Raw genomic sequence first — 15,934 nt, forward strand, 5'->3', positions numbered from 1 at the left:
TAAAACAAGAATTGAAGGTAGAGATTAAGAAGTTATGAAAACGTATTTTAAACCTTTTTTGATAATTATAGCAGGATTTATCTTTTCCTGCAAGCAAAAATCATTGGAATTTATCAAGCTGGATCAATTTACGAGAGTTGATACTATAAAAGGTGGAAGCAGAGCAAACCTGTACAAAGAAGATTATTTTATAGTCAATAACTATAAAGATGATCTTAATAGTGAAAGAATAATTGATAGCTCAATGTACAAAAGCAGAGATAAGGAATTGTATAAATATACCGAATATAAGATTATCGTTTATAGGGCTTCTGAAAAAGCAAATATTGATCACCTAAGAGAAAATCCAGCAGATTTTGATAATGGAGATTTTGATAACAACAAAGTCTTTGTATATATATGGCGCAATGGCACTTGGTCTGGAAAATACAAGTATAAAAACAGACAATCAGTCGAGGCCCAAGAAATGATACGAGAAGATTAAGGCCAAAATTTAATGAAAGCCTTTCTAAAAACCTTTGTTTTTCTGCTGCTCACACTGGTGTTTGCATGCAAGGAGAAATCTTTAACTTTTTCAAAGTTAGATCAGTTTTCAAAGATAGACACTATAAAAAGGGATGGGAAAACCATACTCTTTAAAACAGATTGCTATATCGTTTACAATTATAAGGACAATCTTCAAAATGAGCGAACAGTTGACAGCTTTGCCTATAAAAACAGAGCTAAAGATCTGGCAAATTATACAGGTTATACTATAGTGATGTACAAACACTCAGATAAAACCGATATTGATAATTTGGAGATTAACCCCAAAGATTTTGATAATTATACTTTTGATAACGATCAGATTTTTACTTATTTATGGGGCGGTGGCACATGGACGGGGAAAATGAAATTTAAAGGTAGAGAAACAGTGGAAGCCCAGGAAATGATACGGGAAGATTAAGCTAAATTTTAATGAAAGCATATTTTAAACCTTTTTTGATAATTATAGCAGGATTTATCTTTTCCTGCAAGCAAAAGCCATTAGAATTTATCAAGTTAGATCAATTCTCAAAAATTGATACGATGCCTGATAATGGGAAGCCATATTACTATAAGAAAGATGTTTACATTGTAAAAAACTATAAAGACAATCTTCAAAATGAACGGGCTGTTGACAGCTTTGCCTATAAAAACAGAGCTAAAGATTTGGCAAATTATACAGGTTATACTATAGTGATGTACAAACACTCAGATAAAACCGATATTGATAATTTGAAGATTAACCCCAAAGATTTTGATAATTATACTTTTGATAATGATATGCTATATATATATGACTGGGGCGGTGGCACATGGTCGGGGAAAATGAAATTTAAAGGTAGAGAAACAGTGGAAGCCCAGGAAATGATACGGGAAGATTAAATTACTCTCCCTTATCCTTCAAACAATTCCTTAATCTTTTGTTCAAACTTAAGCAGCTCGTGGTCGGTATCGTCTGAGTTGTAAAAGATCTTTCCGGCTTTATCAATAATGAGGTAACTGGGTATGGCATATACCCCAAAAGACTTTGAAATCTTAGATTTGCCCGGCGCCTGTAGTTCAGAAACATTGATCCAGTCTAACTGATGTTCCTTTATATGCTTTTTCCATAGATCTGTTTTATTATCATCGTTAAAATAGACCACTTTCAAACCCTTGCTTTTATACTGGTCGTAAATGTGTTTCAGTTTAGGCAATTGTGCTTGACAAGGGATGCACCAAGTAGCCGAAAAAGCAATGATATAAATTTGTCCCGCAAGGCTTTTGTTTGAAAAAGCTTTGCCATTAATGTCGTTCACGGTAAAGGATAGTACTTCTTTACCCGTCTTGGCTGCAGTTATGCTTTTAATAATTTCCAGGTTATCTTTTAAGATCTGCTCGCCCAGAGGCGTTGCCTGTAAAGCAGGGTCGAGCTTTTTAAGCGTAGCCAATGCAGCGGTAGAGAATGCTACAGATCGGTTAGATGCACTGATCTGGTAAAGTGTGATGAGGCTGTAATAATTACCGGGATTTTTTTCCAAGTGGTTTAGGCTCCACATAAAAAAGTCGTTCATTTCTTTAACAGGTAATGCACGGGCTTCTTTATTACCGCTGGCTTCGCGGTACTGCTTCATCTGATCAACAAACCTATCGGCCATGGCCTTTCTTATGGCATATCCTTTGGCCTCAAAAGCTATGATCGCCAGTTTGTTATCTACCAAGGCTATATTAAAAACATTCTTTCCGCTGTCTATTACCAGGGTCTGCTGTAGGGTTTTACCCGCTATATTCAGCCCTATGCTGGCCATATTAGAGGGCTGGCTCAGTTTAAAAACAAAGGTATTCGCACCTTTTTGTAAGGTTTGCTTTTGGCTTTGAATAAAGCTAAAGCCTTTATTATCTTGTATATTCAACTCAAGGGTTTTGCCTTCTAAATTGGCGGCAGTAATTTCAACTATAGCTTTAAACTGCGCTAAACCATTGAGGCTTATCAGCAGCAATGAGGCAGAAAGCAGGTGTTTCAGGCTGGACATTAAGACTGGGTTTGATTTAAAAATAAGCATTGTAATTGGTAAAGCAAAAGTAGCTTTGTTTTACAATGGAATAATTTTTATTCTAAACCGTCTTAATTTTATTCATCTGCTCTTGTACTAAAAAAATAAACCGATGAACATCCGCATTTCTAATTCCGTTTATTTTATGAGCTATAGTTCCGCCAGAAGAACGCACTAATATACTTTTAGAAGGCAAAAAGATGTATAAGGCCATTAACATCAGGAACAAAATAATACCTGCAATCCCTCCTTCTTGTCCTCCAGTAGCAAATCCGCCAACCAGTATAACAACAGCTACCACAAGCGTAATGTAATTATATTTCACTTCTACTTCAATAAATGAAATTTGATTAAGATGTATAATGCGATAATTCCCACTTGAAACCAATTGTAGGCGCTGGTTGGTTAATATGATCGCGTCATTGTCTATACTGGCTACAAGGCGTTCATTAGAAAGTAAGTCTATCATACTACAACCTATCTTTTATGTCTTCCGTACTTGTTGCTGGTTCTGGTATTTTTATACTTACCGCCTTTATGCGAGCTGCCTTTACCACTCTGGTAATGCCCGCCATGGCTAGTAGTATGCTTACGGCCTGAGTAACGAACTTGTGCAAATGAACTTGTTGACAGGGATAGCACCAATGCTATCAATAGAAAATACTTCATAGAGCGTTGCTTAATGTGAATAGTTAATTTAGTTAAACTAAAAATAGTTATCGTGTTTTAGAAAAGCAAATTATGCACAAAATCAGTTTTAAAATTTCTTGTTTTTCTTAAGTATCTCTTTCATCTATCTTAAAAATAATTAAATTGCAGCAAACGAATAATAGAACGTATTTCGTTAAAGAACTCAATAGGTTCGAATCCTATTGGGGGTATAATAAATTGAACGTACAATTGGTCACAGATTCAAGCCTCGTATTCCTCCCCTATCTTAACTTATTAAAGGTAAATTAATACCTAATTTATAAACTTCATGATAAGCATTTATCTCGTTATTCAGCAGATCGCCAACATTTAGACTTACTTCTGGCTCCTTATCAAGTTTGGGATAAATGATTAAACAAGGTATTTCTTTTTCTATTTTTGGCCCTTTTTCTTTCACCTTATTTAATCTAGCATAGCCCGCAACCTGTCTAATATCATTGTGTATTTGTCCGTAGTTGTATCGAAGCTTGTATTTGGTATCTACAACTATTTTCACCTTCTTTTCAGAACTTTCATCGCAAACCAGAAAATCTAACGAATTACCATGTGTAGAAAATTGATAGTTGAAATTATTAGCGGTTAAGTTTGAATTATCTTTTAAAAAACCAGCAAAAACATAAAGTTCAAACATTTTTGGCATATCAATCCAAAATGGCGGTGTAGAGATCTGTTCTTCCGTAGCTTTGGTAATGTTATAAGAAAATCTTTTTAGAATGTGTTGTCCTATTTTTATAGCTTCTTTATATTCTTTAAAGAAAGGGTTATATTTTAAATACTTTATCTCATGCTGATCAACTTCTGAACTGATTTTTTCGAAAGTTGGGCGTATGTAGTTAATTATCCAAGAAATATTGTTTTTATCTTTAAAAAAGTTGACATTGTTTTCTACATATTTAGTGCAGAATAGGTATACTCGTTTCAAAAAACGATTTTCTACGGAATCTTCTCCAAAAACTTGATACTCACATACGGTATTTGTAAGGCGATTTTTAAAAATGTTTTGCTTAATTTGCTGCCCTATCAAAATCTTTCCCTTTATCCTATTATTTAAGTTCTCTGTTATCTTGTAATAAGATTTTTTCAATCCTTTTCTAACAATATCTTGAAGCAGTTTTAAAAATTTAACAACTAAAAACGGGGTTAATAGATCTTGCCTTTGAGTAATAGGAATTTCAGTTGCTTCCCAATCAATTAATAGCAACTTATCAGTGTATTTTGCTATTTCTGTGTGAGACATGATTTCTAGAAGCATCGCAATAATATCAACCTCTTGAACTATTTCATTTTTAGCATTTTTTGCAGCTTCTTTCTCGTAGTTCCGAATGTCTTCTTCCGAAATATCGTCATCGTCTACAGCTGCAATTGTCTCAAAAGATTTTAAAATTTCTATATTTAATTTAGGCTCAACATGAATAAAACGATCTTTGGTGAGCCAATCTATCCCTACAAAATAATCAGATTGTAATACAACTTCTTTTTCTGAAATCTTACAATTAAAACAATAGTAATCCTTTCCTCTTTCTGTTTTAAATTTACGAGGTCTAATTTCTTCAATTAAATGATTGTACAAGTATTCAATCTTTTGTGTATTTACAAGATTGAAATCGTCGGTTAATTTTAAGGTATGGGCAATATGTTCTTTTAAAAAGATACCCATTTTATATCGTAAGATTTTTTATTTTTTCGACCGCTGACGGTTTGAGTACCCCATCTTTTACATATTCCATTAAAATAGGCTTAATTTCATACTCCAATCTTAGTTCCATATTTTCTGGAATTAGCAGTTGTTTTCCTTTTTCGTCTTTTTTAATGACCTGAATAAAATAAGAATGGCCTAACCAAACATCTTTAGCCTCAAATTCATTAGACAGATAAATATCGTTATTAACGGCATTATCAGAGGTGTATTTAATTTGAGGATCAAAGTCTTTAACAAAAAGTTCTGAAACGGCCTTGAACAAATTACTATGAAAAACTAGATCGTTATTAGTTGCTAGGTTTTCTGGTAGTACATCAACGAAAGCAAAACGTCTTCTAATCGCATAATCAATGTGGCCTACACTTCGGTCTGCGGTATTCATGGTTCCAATAATATAGAGATTTGGAGGAAGCGTAATTTTATTACTTCCATCAACCTCATACATGCTATCAACTTCTTTATCACGGTATTCTAACGCATATATTAATTCTCCCAAGACAGAAGACAAGTTTGCTCTATTAATTTCGTCTATTATTAAAATGTAGTTTTTTAGTGGTTCGTCTGGAATTGTTTTAACAGGATTATCTTTTATGAACTCATTATATTTGGCAACAACATTAGCATAATATGTTGCGTGAGATCGTGTTAAAGACTTAAGTGATTTCAACTTATTGATTTCACTCCTCTCCGTAAGATTACTTTCCAGAATTTTTTCCAATTGATCAAAGTTCATATTAAGACCATTTGGATGTCCTTTCCAATCTTCTCCCTTATATTTAAATCTCTTATCGTCTACATACCAAATATGAATAGCATCAGATATAGGGTATTTTTTATCTACAGATTCATCCAAAGATGCTATAACATGATCTATATATCTTTGAAAATTAACCTTTAAGTCTTCTACAGGTATATTTTGCTTTTTACTTTTCGTATAATTATCAAAAGCTTTTTTTGCAAATGCCCCTATTATTTTATTTTCAGCTTCATAACTAATTCCATCTCCATCTTCATTTGGCTTTGATGTAATACCTCTTACAAAATCTTCGTAAGTATAACTCGGATGAAACTGTACCAGCTTAATTTGATCAAGTTTTTCTTGTTTTCCTTTATTTAAATTTTGTTCTAAATAAATGTATTTTGCAATTGCAGCACTATAAGAATCATTACCTTGAGTAATAGCTCCTTCTTTTTCCCAAACTTTATCTTTATAAGCTTCAATAATTTCTTTAAAAAGTGGAATATATGGTTTACCAGTAGAAGCTAATAAACTAATCCCTGTATCAGTAATTTTATTTACCGTATAATGTACTATATTTTTTGCACTAGGAAAACCTAACCCAACGTTAATATATTTTAAGATAATTTCTTTTGTTAATGGGGCTTCAAAGTCATCAATATGATCATCGGCGAGCATTAAATCAGCAGCAACTTCTTCGGCTAACTTTGTCTTACCTGTTCCTGGAGGACCTTGTAAGATGATTTGCTTTTTGTATTTAAGCAGATTAGTACATTTCTCTATAGTCAACATTTTTTTAAAATAATTGTGATGTGAAACCAAAATACTATCCATTTTTTGCCTGATTCCTTGCTTATCAATGCCACAAATTCCCGTCTGTGTTTTAAATAAGAAGCGATCATCCAAAGGTAGTTTAACAATATTGGCATTATATACATACAAATCTTCACAGTAATCAATTTGTAGCTCTTCAAATTCTTCTTTATACTGAGGAAAATCAAAAACTGGTTTTCTCAGGCTAGTCGTTTTTGCTACTCCCAGCACCGTATGTCCATCAGTAAGTAAAACATTACCACCATATTGATAGTCTTTATTCTCCCAACCTATTACTATACCATATTTAACTAATAAATCAAAAAACAAGGGTTTACCCTTACTTTTACTACCCCATCTACAGCCTAACTTCCAATAGCTTTTCATTTATTCATATAACTAGACTGCCAAAACATCATCAACCTTTTCACTACGTAAAGCGTTATCTACAACATCAAAATCACTATGCTCATAGTTTACAGTGGGAATGTTTATATCACCTTTACCCAATATGTCTGATATTAGCTTTGGCTTAGACAAATGAAATACACTACTTAAATAACCGCAAAATCCAGACTTATTACTTCTTACGATTGGGAACACGTAACTAAAATGGCGATGGTCATCATCTGTATCATATTTTAGTTTGGATGAAGGAAACTTAACCCCACGTATGGCATCATCATCTTTATTTGAAGCTCCAATAAATTGCATTAATAATTGTGGGATGATATACTCTGTTTTAAAACTTGCTCCAGTTTCAATAACCCTAATTGTAGTTGTGAAATAAAGAGGAAATAGTATTAAATATCTCAAAACATGTCTGAATTTTTCCACTAATTCTCCATCATTAGAGAATTTCAAAAAATTATAAATCGTTTGAATTTCAATTATTCTAATCAGTTTTTTTGTTTCAAATCTAGAAATATAACTTGACGCAATTTTAGGTCTACCAAGTTCTTCGTAAGATAAATATGACGTTGAGCCTAAATATATGGACGGAATGCCAGGTATACTATATCTTTGTGTTGCGCAAAAATGCCTTAAATTAAACGGGATATGAAAATTATCTTCTCTATTCTTGATACTTAAGCTTTCATCAACTCTTATTTTATAATAGCTTTGATTTGGTTCAATATAACTAAGCGCAACATTGTTATGAAACTCTATGATGTTGTTTAAAGATGTGCTAAATCCATCGTATGCCTTATATGTAAACCCATCATAATAACTGCTAACAGAACTGTTTATAGCCTTAATAAAGGCTCGCAGCCTAGTTAATAGAGATAGGTCGCCACTACTATCTTTTTGTTCTAAAGTTCTATAAATAGAATTAAGCCTTTTACCAATGCTATAGTCTGATAAAAACTTGTAAAACTCTTCTAGCCTAGTTTCGACCAATTCTGGAAAATATTCAGAACTGTATACGGTAGGGATTTTAAAGATAGATTCTTTACTCTTGATATCTGTTACAATATCATCTAGTTCTTGAGAAGCGTTAATCATATTTTGTTAAATTATTTATATTGTTTATTTATTGTTTTCATTTCTAGCTCCTCCGTAACCACTTCCAATTTCTCTTCTACAATTTCATTCGCATCTCTTACTGTAATCTGCCCATTCATTAACATAGGTAACAACCAATCTCTTAAAGTCCCAAGTTCTTGATTTTGTTTAAGATTAGATTGCCTTTTCTTCTCTAATTCTTTAGCTGTAGAATTAAACTTTAATACTAGTTCTTTAGTTGGCTTAACGATATGGTAAGACTCCATAAAAGAATCAAACAAGAAGTTTTTTATACCGCTTGTTTTGCCTTCAAAGCCAAAGAAAACACCAGCATCATATAATCTTTGCCATTCCTGCTGAAAATTAAAAGCATAACTTGTGTCTTTTAAGGTTACAGCCTTACAAAAATTAGAACAAACAACTGTTGTATCAAATCGCTCTAAAGTTTCCTTAGTCAACAAAGCAATACGTGCGGTTGATTGTGTGGGACTACCTCCAGAAATTTCTATAATAAAATCATTATTTTCTAATTTCTTAGAAAGATTATTTTTCAAAATATAGCGTTCGGGAGCTTTAATTTCACCTTTGCCATTTAGCCCATTGATATCTGCACCACGAACACAAAATACACGTTCGCTATAATTTTCGTCGATTTCTTCTTTACCCCAATCACCTGTTTTTGTTTGTTTGACCCAATCATTAAAAACGGTTACTTCCCACCCATATGGAATTTCTCTCTTCAAAGTTGAATCATAAATCATTTTACCACCAAATGATTTATAAGGTTTGCCATCTGCATTTGGAAAATCAAACTGCACAAACCAATAATCATAAAGTGTTTTGGCCATTGCCTCTAACTCGGTATTTATTTTATTGTTCAGCTCTATTTTATTATCTAATGTGGAAAGAACAGAAGCGATTTTTTGTTGGGTTAGAATGTCGTGAACTCGTAATTCTAAACTTTTAAAATTTGTAGTGGCTTGAGCTAGTGCGGGAACGCCAACATGATTTTTAAAGGATAATAGTTTACTTTGACCATATCGACTCTTCATTAAATAAGAAAAGTATACGGGATCTAATGATTTTTTGAACCTAACCCTAAATTGGCTTTGAGATATAACGTATCTATCAAATTTAGAATTCTCAGGAATGTAAGCGACCTGACCTAGTGTCCCTCGGTGTGTTATCACTATATCTCCCCTTTGGGCATTTGCTTTTCCTAATTTATTCGCTTTCTCTTCGGAAACATATTTAAAACTCTCTTCAACTAGTTTATGATTGGTCAAGTTCGAACCATTCAAAACAGGAATACCAAAATCGATGAAATTGTCAACTTTTATATCAGAACCAAAAGGTCCCATGGAAATTTCGTCAATAAAAGTAGATAGCTTAATTTCTTTCATACTTCAATCCTTTCAATTGCTTCTGAATTTCAACATCCAAAGCATTTCCTTCAGCAAAAAGTTGCCTTAATTTAATTTCAAAACCCTCCATCTTCTCTTTAAACTCTTCAGCAGTAATATCTACATAATCAATCTTCACTTCAAAATACTGTCCCGCAGAGAAAGAATAGTTTTTAGCTTTGATATCCTCTGCAGAAACAACCACGCTAAAATCATCTTCGGGCACTTTATTGTTCATTATATCAATGATGCGTTGCTCTTCTTGCAAACTTAAAACCGTACGTTGGTTTTTACCTTCCTTAATGGTTTGTCCTAATTTACTGGCATCTACCAAAACAATATGCTCAGCATCGGCTTTATTGTCTAAAAACAATACACTTACATTGGTACCAGTACTGGCAAAAATATTACTTGGCATACTTACTACACCACGTAACAGTTTTTGCTCAATCATGGCTTCGCGTATTTTACGTTCTATACCACTCTGTGCCGTAATAAAACCTGTGGGTACCACAATAGCCGCTTTTCCTTTTTCGCTTAGACTATACATAATATGCTGTATAAAAAGCAAGTAAATAGCCATACTCTCTTTTTTAGCTTTGGGCACATTGGGTATACCGGCAAAAAAACGCTTTTTGTTAATATCGGTATCTAATGCAGTACTAAAATCAGAGAAATCTAATTTAAAAGGCGGGTTTGAAACAATATAATCGAACTTTTCTTCTCTGTAATAAGGTTCTAAAATGGTATTACCTTTAATAATGTGCGGTATGCTGTGGCTTAAATTATTAAGTACCAAGTTCAACCGCAACATATTACTAGATTTTTGCGAGATATCTTCGCTGTAAATACTGCAATTGTTTTCGCCAATGGCGTGAGCAATGTTCATTAACAAAGTTCCAGAGCCCGCACTTGGGTCGTAAACCTTTACACCTTTAGGCTGGTCGTTTACCATAATGGCAGCCATAATACGTGCAACGGCATGTGGCGTATAATACTCTGCATATTTACCGCCACTATCGGTATTGTAATCTTTAATTAAATATTCGAAGATGGTTGCAAAGAAATCGTATTTCTCATTAAACATCCCTTCGAAACTAAACTCAAACAACTTACTAATTAAAGCTTTACAAAAGGCATCGCGTTGAGAAGCATCACTAATAAAATTGCTTAACTCATCAAACATTTTGTCTTTTGCACCGCTAGCAGATTTTACCGAATAAATTTCTGTGTTATGAATACTAATATCTCTTAAAGTATCGTCAAATAATTTAGCAAAATCATCCGTATTCTGCTTATTATGCAAATAGGTAATGGTTTGGTGCGGGTAAAGTTGCGGCGTATTGGCATCTATATAAATCAGCAAAAAACTATATTGTTCTTCGTCTAATTTTTCTAAGGCTTGCTGAAAATTAGGGGCTTTAGCCAATTGATAGTCTTCTAGTTTTTTAGCTTCATAAGCGAATTTATCGTTCATGAATTTGTATAAGAAAACTTGGGTAATAATTTTAAATTCATTACCATCGTTACCTAAACCGTAATTGGCACACACACTTTTCAAGCTATCTATCAGTTGCTTGGTTTTGGTAATAAAGGTTAAATCAGTCATTTATAAATAATAGTTATTGTATTCTTGTAAATATTCGCCAGCAATAAGGGTATTGATACTTTTGGTGGTGTTAATATCTAATTTAATATTTTGCTTTTTTATAAATTCAGTAGCTACCAAATTAAGCAGATAGCGGTTAAAGAAAGCTTCGTTATCTAAAATATTTCTATTGTTTAACAATTGCTCGTCGGTTTGGCATTTAATATTCATTAAAGCCTCGTGTAATTGTATTTCTTTAGCTGAAACGCCGCTATTTTCTACTAAACGTTTATGTAAACGAGCATATTTTTCATCTTGTTCGTACTTGGCTTTTAGTAAGTTATTTTTCCTATTTAATTCGGTTACTTTATCATAAATAGATTGTAATAGCAAAATGTTATCACGCATATCTTCCTGCCCTACTTCGGCTAAATTCTTTTTCTTAAAAATGCGCTCTAGCTCTTCGCGTAACGAAATAAATTCTATGTCTTTCTGGTCGAAATTACTTAGCAAAGCCTCTCTCGTTCTTTTCAACTGCCCCCTCAATTGGTCAGCTAAAATCAGCTCTTCTTCACTTACTTTGGTAAAGAGAAAAATAACATCTTCTAAAGCAGAATTCAGTAAATTGGTATTGTCGGCTTCATTATTAATGTTATCTATTAAATTTAACTTATCTAGTTGCGCTTGTGCTACGGCCAGCAATTGGTTTAACTTAAAGAAATCTAACTTAGAAAGTTCTTCGTCAAAGCCTTGTAACCTAATGATGTTCTTTAGTTCTTTGGCGTTGGTTAAAACCTTAATTAAGTCTAATAAATCTTGCTTGTCTTTTATTTCGCCAACCTGCTGGCTAAATATTTCTGCATTTAAAGCATCAAAGTGAAAAAGCTTGTCTTTAATTTCTACAATTTCGGCTGTTATTTCTTCTTTTGATTTAAATAAGTTAGAGTAGTTCTGCATTTCATCGCCCAACTCTCCCTGTAACTCTTTAAAATAATTATCGTTTGTGTCTTTAAAGGCACTGGTGATATCGGCAAAATCTACTACATAGCCATACTGATACTTTTTATATGGTCGATTTACACGAGTAAGCGTTTGTAGTAGGTTATGATCTTTTACTACTCTAGCTAAGTAAAGCTTTTTTAACCGCTTTGCATCAAAACCAGTTAATAGCATATTGTAAACAAACAAAATATCAATATCACCTGCTTTAAATTGCTTAACCTGTTCTTTACGTTCATCTTTTGAGTTTACATCGTGTAAAATCAGAGCCGCTTTTAATCCTGTTTTTGGTTTGTCATACTCTTCCTCTGGTTCTGCAACCATAGGTACATATTCAACCTCTTGTATACCATATAATTCTTCAAAGTACTCAAATAATGCTTTAGCTTGCTTACTGGTATCGCAAACTACCATTGCTCCTAAGCTATCGTCACTTTCTGCTCTTCGAAATTGATTCAAATCTTTAACAATGTACTCCAACATTGGGCGCACAAATTTAGGGTGCGCAAATACTTCACTTTTATCAATTTCGCCATGTGCTAGTTTTATTTCATCTAGCACGGCTTTCATCTGCATATTATAGGTCGTATCAATGCCTTCACGTATTAAGCGTAGCGTATAACCATCTGCAATAGACATGTTATAATAGTACTTATGAATATACTCTCCAAATAAGGCTTTACTATCGTATTCTTTGGCTACCTCACGTAATAACGGCGTGCCGGTTAAAGCTATTTTAATAGCTTGTTCATCAGACTTTAGCAAATTGACCAATGCTGTGCCTTTAGGATTGTAACCGCGATGGGCTTCATCTATAAAATAAACCCTTTGTATGTTGATATCATAAGCTAAATCTTTCGCTACAATGGTTTCTTCAGTAAACTTTTGGATATTAACTACTGAAATTTCCCTGTCTCCAGAGCTATTTTGTACAGTACTAATTTTTTTAATATCTTCTAGAAATTGTTGGCGAGAATTAACTCGATTGACATGTAAACCTCTATTGCCAAATTCTGTACTTGCCTGGTTAGCTAAGTCTATCCGATCTACAATGAAGTAAAACTTTGGGATAATGTTCTTCTTCTGAAAGTAGTCTGTCAGAAACTTAACATTGTAATAAGCTAATGCTGTTTTACCACTACCTTGCGTATGCCAAATAATGCCTTTTTTTACACCTTCCTCTAACTTACGCTCAATAGCTTTAGTAGCAAATAATTGCGGATAGCGCATAATGTGTTTTTGCGTTATCTTCTTTCCTTTTATCTCTTCTTCTACATAAGCAATAGCATATTTTAAAATAAAGGCCAAACGCTCTTTATTTAAAAGCGATGTTAAAAGTAAATTTGTTGGCGTATTAAATTGTTTATTTGTTTTAAACTCTGGAGAGTGCTTAATAGCAATCAGGTTGTTATCTTTAAGTACTATATTTTCTATTTCATCACTTTCCGAGACTAGCAACTGGGCTAAATTTAATGTTTCTTCTTCTCTAAAGTAGTTAAAGTGTAAATCGGCATAAGCTGATGTCGCATAGTAAGCACCTTGCAATGGTTCTATTACTCCATCTTCGTAAGGCATATTGTTAGAAAACAACATCAACTGCGTGATATTAGCAAAACGCTTAAACTTCTTGTTTTTATAACGATCATTAATTCGTTTACGCTCCGCTAACACACCGTCTTTATTATTTGGCTTTTTAACTTCAACAAAAACCAAAGGCATTCCGTTAATTAAAACGGTAATATCTGGTCTAAACTCTTCCTCTCCATTTTTAGCAGTAAGCTCTGTAGTAACATGAAAACTGTTGTTACTAAAATTCTCAAAATCGATCAGCTTTATACCCGATGTCGCCGTAAGACTTTTGTAAAACTCTTTACCTAAATCATCAAAATCAAGTTTTAAGGTTAATTCTTCTAAACATCGTTTGATATCTTCAACTTCAACAGTTGGATTAATACGTTGAACACTAGCTATAAAAATATCAGAAAAGATATTGGTCTCTTCAAGCCTATTTTGCTCACGTCTAGAAATATACGTATAACCTAATCTTATTAGGTGCAGTATAGCTGGTATCTTAACTCTTGAATCTTCGTTGAAAGCCATTAACAATCTGTTTTTTCAGCTAATATAGTTATTAATTCAGGCTGGCTCCAAAACAAATAGAGCCTCTTTTTATAAAGAGGTAGCACATAATACCTATAAAATGAGCTTAGCAAAGCATCAAGATAAGCGATCAAAACCTAATACTCCATATATTATCTCTCCCTCAAATCTCAGGTCTCAAATCTCATATCTCATATCTAACTACTAAACCTACTCCCTAAAACTCAACCCGGCTTCTTTCCCCACTGCCTATTCCTCTGCATCATGCGCAGCAGATCGCTATACAAATAATAATAGCGGTTACCAATGGGCGAGTAAGGCAAATAACCCTGGCTTACCAGATTTTTGAGCGTACGCTCACTAATGTTGAGGATCTCCATTACCTGATGTTTATCAAGAATTTCGTTGGTAAAAGACTGTAAACCTTTAGACTTAAAAGTAATGCGCTTGAGCGGCACCGGCTGATCTGATTTACTGTTGTTCATAAGCGTATAATTTAGACAAAAAAGCAAACCTTAACCCACAAGATATTAACTAAAAGGCACTTAAGCAAATTAAAGGCATTTTACATGGTTTAACTATTAGAAAATCCTTAATAAAAACCCACTTTTAACCCGAGCTGCTTCGGGACTCTTTCTGGTCTTATTCTGGACTCCTTCGGCAGCTTGCGAAAAAAAGCAAAGCAGGTTAAGAAGCAATGTTCATGCAATTAACCAGCTTTAAGCACTCATTAAAATGATTTCTAAAGTTTAAAACCAGGCCTGTAAAAGCCCGCAAAAATTTTAGTAATGCCGAACAAACGGCCTTTTTCCGCAATAAAGAGGGCAATACCCAGGCTTAACGGGGTAAAGCTCTGTCTTAAAAGGGCAAAACACCTACATAACAAGCTGACCTATAAATTATTACAAAACAAGCCTCTACCTTTAGACTTAGTTAATTGATTGTTTCACTAAAAAATTAAACTATGGGAATTATCAAACAAGGTATTCTGGGAGGTTTCTCTGGTACGGTAGGCACGGTAGTGGGCGCACAGTGGCGCGGCATTACCTACATGCGGGGCAAGAGCACCAGCAAAAGGCAGGGCTCCAGCTTTAAGCAGGACGAACAGCGCATGCGTTTTGTGCTGATGGTTAAATTTATGCGTAAGATGAGTGCTTTTGTAAACCTAGGTTACCATAACCTGGCCAAGCACATGACCCCGCTCAATGCTGGTCTTTCTTACAATCTTAAGAACAGTGTTAGGGGCGATTTCCCCAATTATGAAGTGGCCTATAACATGGTGCTGTTGAGCCGTGGCGATCTGCCCAATGCCGAGAACCCACAGGCCGCAGCAGGTACAGGCAGTACGGTTGAGTTTACCTGGGTAAACAATGCGGGCAGTGGTAAGGCGCTTGATACTGATATGTGTCTGGTTACAGCTTATTGCCCCGAAAAAGATCTGGCTGTATGCAGCAGGTTTAGTACTGAGTTTACCCGACAAGACCAGCACCTGATTTTGGAAGTGCCTCAGTTTGCCGGACTGGAGGTTGAAACTTACATCTCTTTCTTTAGCGAGAATGGTAAGGAAATTGCCGATAGTATTTATACTGGATCGGTAAGCCTTACCTGATTACAGTGCCCGGTAAGAAAACTTAATCTTGCCGGGCTTGACTTTCTGATGTCTTTTTGTAGTCCGAAACCACCCTTGCCCATAAATTGGTTAACTGTTTAATTGATAAATTATTAAACTCCTAACACCATTCCTTTCTCATGTTCCTCTTTTCATCGCCCAGAACCCTTTGGCGCCACTATCTAATTACTACCGCCTGAACTTCCTGA

At 34.2% G+C, this 15,934-nt stretch carries 14 protein-coding genes; 4 read left to right on the forward strand and 10 right to left on the reverse strand.

Translation table 11 applies throughout. From position 1 onward, the window contains the following. Positions 1 to 34: 34 nt before the first annotated feature. The 3 genes from MMF97_RS01600 to MMF97_RS01610 are packed head-to-tail and all read left to right on the forward strand — an operon-like array spanning position 35 to position 1,407. Positions 35 to 484, forward strand: a complete 450-nt coding sequence (locus MMF97_RS01600) for a hypothetical protein (protein ID WP_243357935.1) — start codon at positions 35 to 37, stop codon at positions 482 to 484. A gap of 12 nt (positions 485 to 496) precedes the next feature. Beyond that, a complete protein-coding gene (locus MMF97_RS01605; RefSeq protein ID WP_243357937.1) occupies positions 497 to 946 on the forward strand; it encodes a hypothetical protein in 450 nt (149 codons plus the stop codon). 11 nt (positions 947 to 957) lie between these two features. Further along, complete coding sequence (locus MMF97_RS01610; RefSeq protein ID WP_243357946.1) at positions 958 to 1,407, forward strand: hypothetical protein; 450 nt, start codon at positions 958 to 960, stop codon at positions 1,405 to 1,407. Positions 1,408 to 1,418: 11 nt separating this feature from the next. Here the strand turns inward: MMF97_RS01610 and MMF97_RS01615 are convergent, their stop codons facing one another. From MMF97_RS01615 to MMF97_RS01660, 10 genes are all read right to left on the reverse strand, one after another. Further along, on the reverse strand, positions 1,419 to 2,537 hold the full coding sequence (locus MMF97_RS01615) for a TlpA family protein disulfide reductase (RefSeq protein ID WP_243357954.1): 1,119 nt from the start codon (positions 2,535 to 2,537) through the stop codon (positions 1,419 to 1,421). Between the two features lie 82 nt (positions 2,538 to 2,619). Then, the gene (locus MMF97_RS01620; protein ID WP_243357956.1) at positions 2,620 to 3,027 is read right to left on the reverse strand and encodes a hypothetical protein; all 408 of its coding nucleotides are present in this window, start codon (positions 3,025 to 3,027) and stop codon (positions 2,620 to 2,622) included. 8 nt (positions 3,028 to 3,035) lie between these two features. Then, the gene (locus MMF97_RS01625; protein ID WP_243357958.1) at positions 3,036 to 3,227 is read right to left on the reverse strand and encodes a hypothetical protein; all 192 of its coding nucleotides are present in this window, start codon (positions 3,225 to 3,227) and stop codon (positions 3,036 to 3,038) included. Between the two features lie 268 nt (positions 3,228 to 3,495). Continuing rightward, a complete protein-coding gene (locus MMF97_RS01630) occupies positions 3,496 to 4,926 on the reverse strand; it encodes an McrC family protein (protein ID WP_243357979.1) in 1,431 nt (476 codons plus the stop codon). 1 nt (position 4,927) lies between these two features. Next, complete coding sequence (locus MMF97_RS01635; RefSeq protein ID WP_243357981.1) at positions 4,928 to 6,907, reverse strand: AAA family ATPase; 1,980 nt, start codon at positions 6,905 to 6,907, stop codon at positions 4,928 to 4,930. 12 nt (positions 6,908 to 6,919) lie between these two features. Continuing rightward, positions 6,920 to 8,026 (reverse strand): hypothetical protein, encoded by a 1,107-nt coding sequence (locus MMF97_RS01640; protein ID WP_243357984.1) that lies wholly within the window; start codon positions 8,024 to 8,026, stop codon positions 6,920 to 6,922. Positions 8,027 to 8,037: 11 nt separating this feature from the next. Continuing rightward, entirely contained in the window at positions 8,038 to 9,429 is a 1,392-nt protein-coding gene (locus MMF97_RS01645) for a restriction endonuclease subunit S (RefSeq protein WP_243357985.1), read from the reverse strand. Continuing rightward, a complete protein-coding gene (locus MMF97_RS01650; RefSeq protein ID WP_243357987.1) occupies positions 9,416 to 11,038 on the reverse strand; it encodes an HsdM family class I SAM-dependent methyltransferase in 1,623 nt (540 codons plus the stop codon). Before MMF97_RS01650 ends, MMF97_RS01645 begins: the two co-directional genes overlap by 14 nt. Beyond that, positions 11,039 to 14,116 carry a type I restriction endonuclease gene (locus MMF97_RS01655; RefSeq protein WP_243357995.1) on the reverse strand — a complete coding sequence of 1,026 codons (3,078 nt, stop codon included), beginning with the start codon at positions 14,114 to 14,116 and terminating at the stop codon, positions 11,039 to 11,041. 224 nt (positions 14,117 to 14,340) lie between these two features. After that, the gene (locus MMF97_RS01660; RefSeq protein ID WP_243358006.1) at positions 14,341 to 14,601 is read right to left on the reverse strand and encodes a helix-turn-helix domain-containing protein; all 261 of its coding nucleotides are present in this window, start codon (positions 14,599 to 14,601) and stop codon (positions 14,341 to 14,343) included. A gap of 479 nt (positions 14,602 to 15,080) precedes the next feature. Here MMF97_RS01660 and MMF97_RS01665 point away from each other — a divergent pair, with 479 nt between their 5' ends. Next, positions 15,081 to 15,725, forward strand: a complete 645-nt coding sequence (locus MMF97_RS01665; protein ID WP_243358008.1) for a DUF6266 family protein — start codon at positions 15,081 to 15,083, stop codon at positions 15,723 to 15,725. Positions 15,726 to 15,934 lie beyond the last annotated feature (209 nt).

Source organism: Pedobacter montanisoli (assembly GCF_022809115.1).
Lineage (GTDB): Bacteria > Bacteroidota > Bacteroidia > Sphingobacteriales > Sphingobacteriaceae > Pedobacter > Pedobacter montanisoli.

Coding starts and splice junctions, on each gene's coding strand:
- MMF97_RS01640 (WP_243357984.1), bottom strand. CDS start 8,026: ATGATTAACGCTTCTCAAGAACTAGATGATATTGTAACAGATATCAAG.
- MMF97_RS01630 (WP_243357979.1), bottom strand. CDS start 4,926: ATGGGTATCTTTTTAAAAGAACATATTGCCCATACCTTAAAATTAACC.
- MMF97_RS01665 (WP_243358008.1), top strand. CDS start 15,081: ATGGGAATTATCAAACAAGGTATTCTGGGAGGTTTCTCTGGTACGGTA.
- MMF97_RS01660 (WP_243358006.1), bottom strand. CDS start 14,601: ATGAACAACAGTAAATCAGATCAGCCGGTGCCGCTCAAGCGCATTACT.
- MMF97_RS01610 (WP_243357946.1), top strand. CDS start 958: ATGAAAGCATATTTTAAACCTTTTTTGATAATTATAGCAGGATTTATC.
- MMF97_RS01615 (WP_243357954.1), bottom strand. CDS start 2,537: ATGTCCAGCCTGAAACACCTGCTTTCTGCCTCATTGCTGCTGATAAGC.
- MMF97_RS01635 (WP_243357981.1), bottom strand. CDS start 6,907: ATGAAAAGCTATTGGAAGTTAGGCTGTAGATGGGGTAGTAAAAGTAAG.
- MMF97_RS01620 (WP_243357956.1), bottom strand. CDS start 3,027: ATGATAGACTTACTTTCTAATGAACGCCTTGTAGCCAGTATAGACAAT.
- MMF97_RS01605 (WP_243357937.1), top strand. CDS start 497: ATGAAAGCCTTTCTAAAAACCTTTGTTTTTCTGCTGCTCACACTGGTG.
- MMF97_RS01655 (WP_243357995.1), bottom strand. CDS start 14,116: ATGGCTTTCAACGAAGATTCAAGAGTTAAGATACCAGCTATACTGCAC.
- MMF97_RS01645 (WP_243357985.1), bottom strand. CDS start 9,429: ATGAAAGAAATTAAGCTATCTACTTTTATTGACGAAATTTCCATGGGA.
- MMF97_RS01600 (WP_243357935.1), top strand. CDS start 35: ATGAAAACGTATTTTAAACCTTTTTTGATAATTATAGCAGGATTTATC.
- MMF97_RS01625 (WP_243357958.1), bottom strand. CDS start 3,227: ATGAAGTATTTTCTATTGATAGCATTGGTGCTATCCCTGTCAACAAGT.
- MMF97_RS01650 (WP_243357987.1), bottom strand. CDS start 11,038: ATGACTGATTTAACCTTTATTACCAAAACCAAGCAACTGATAGATAGC.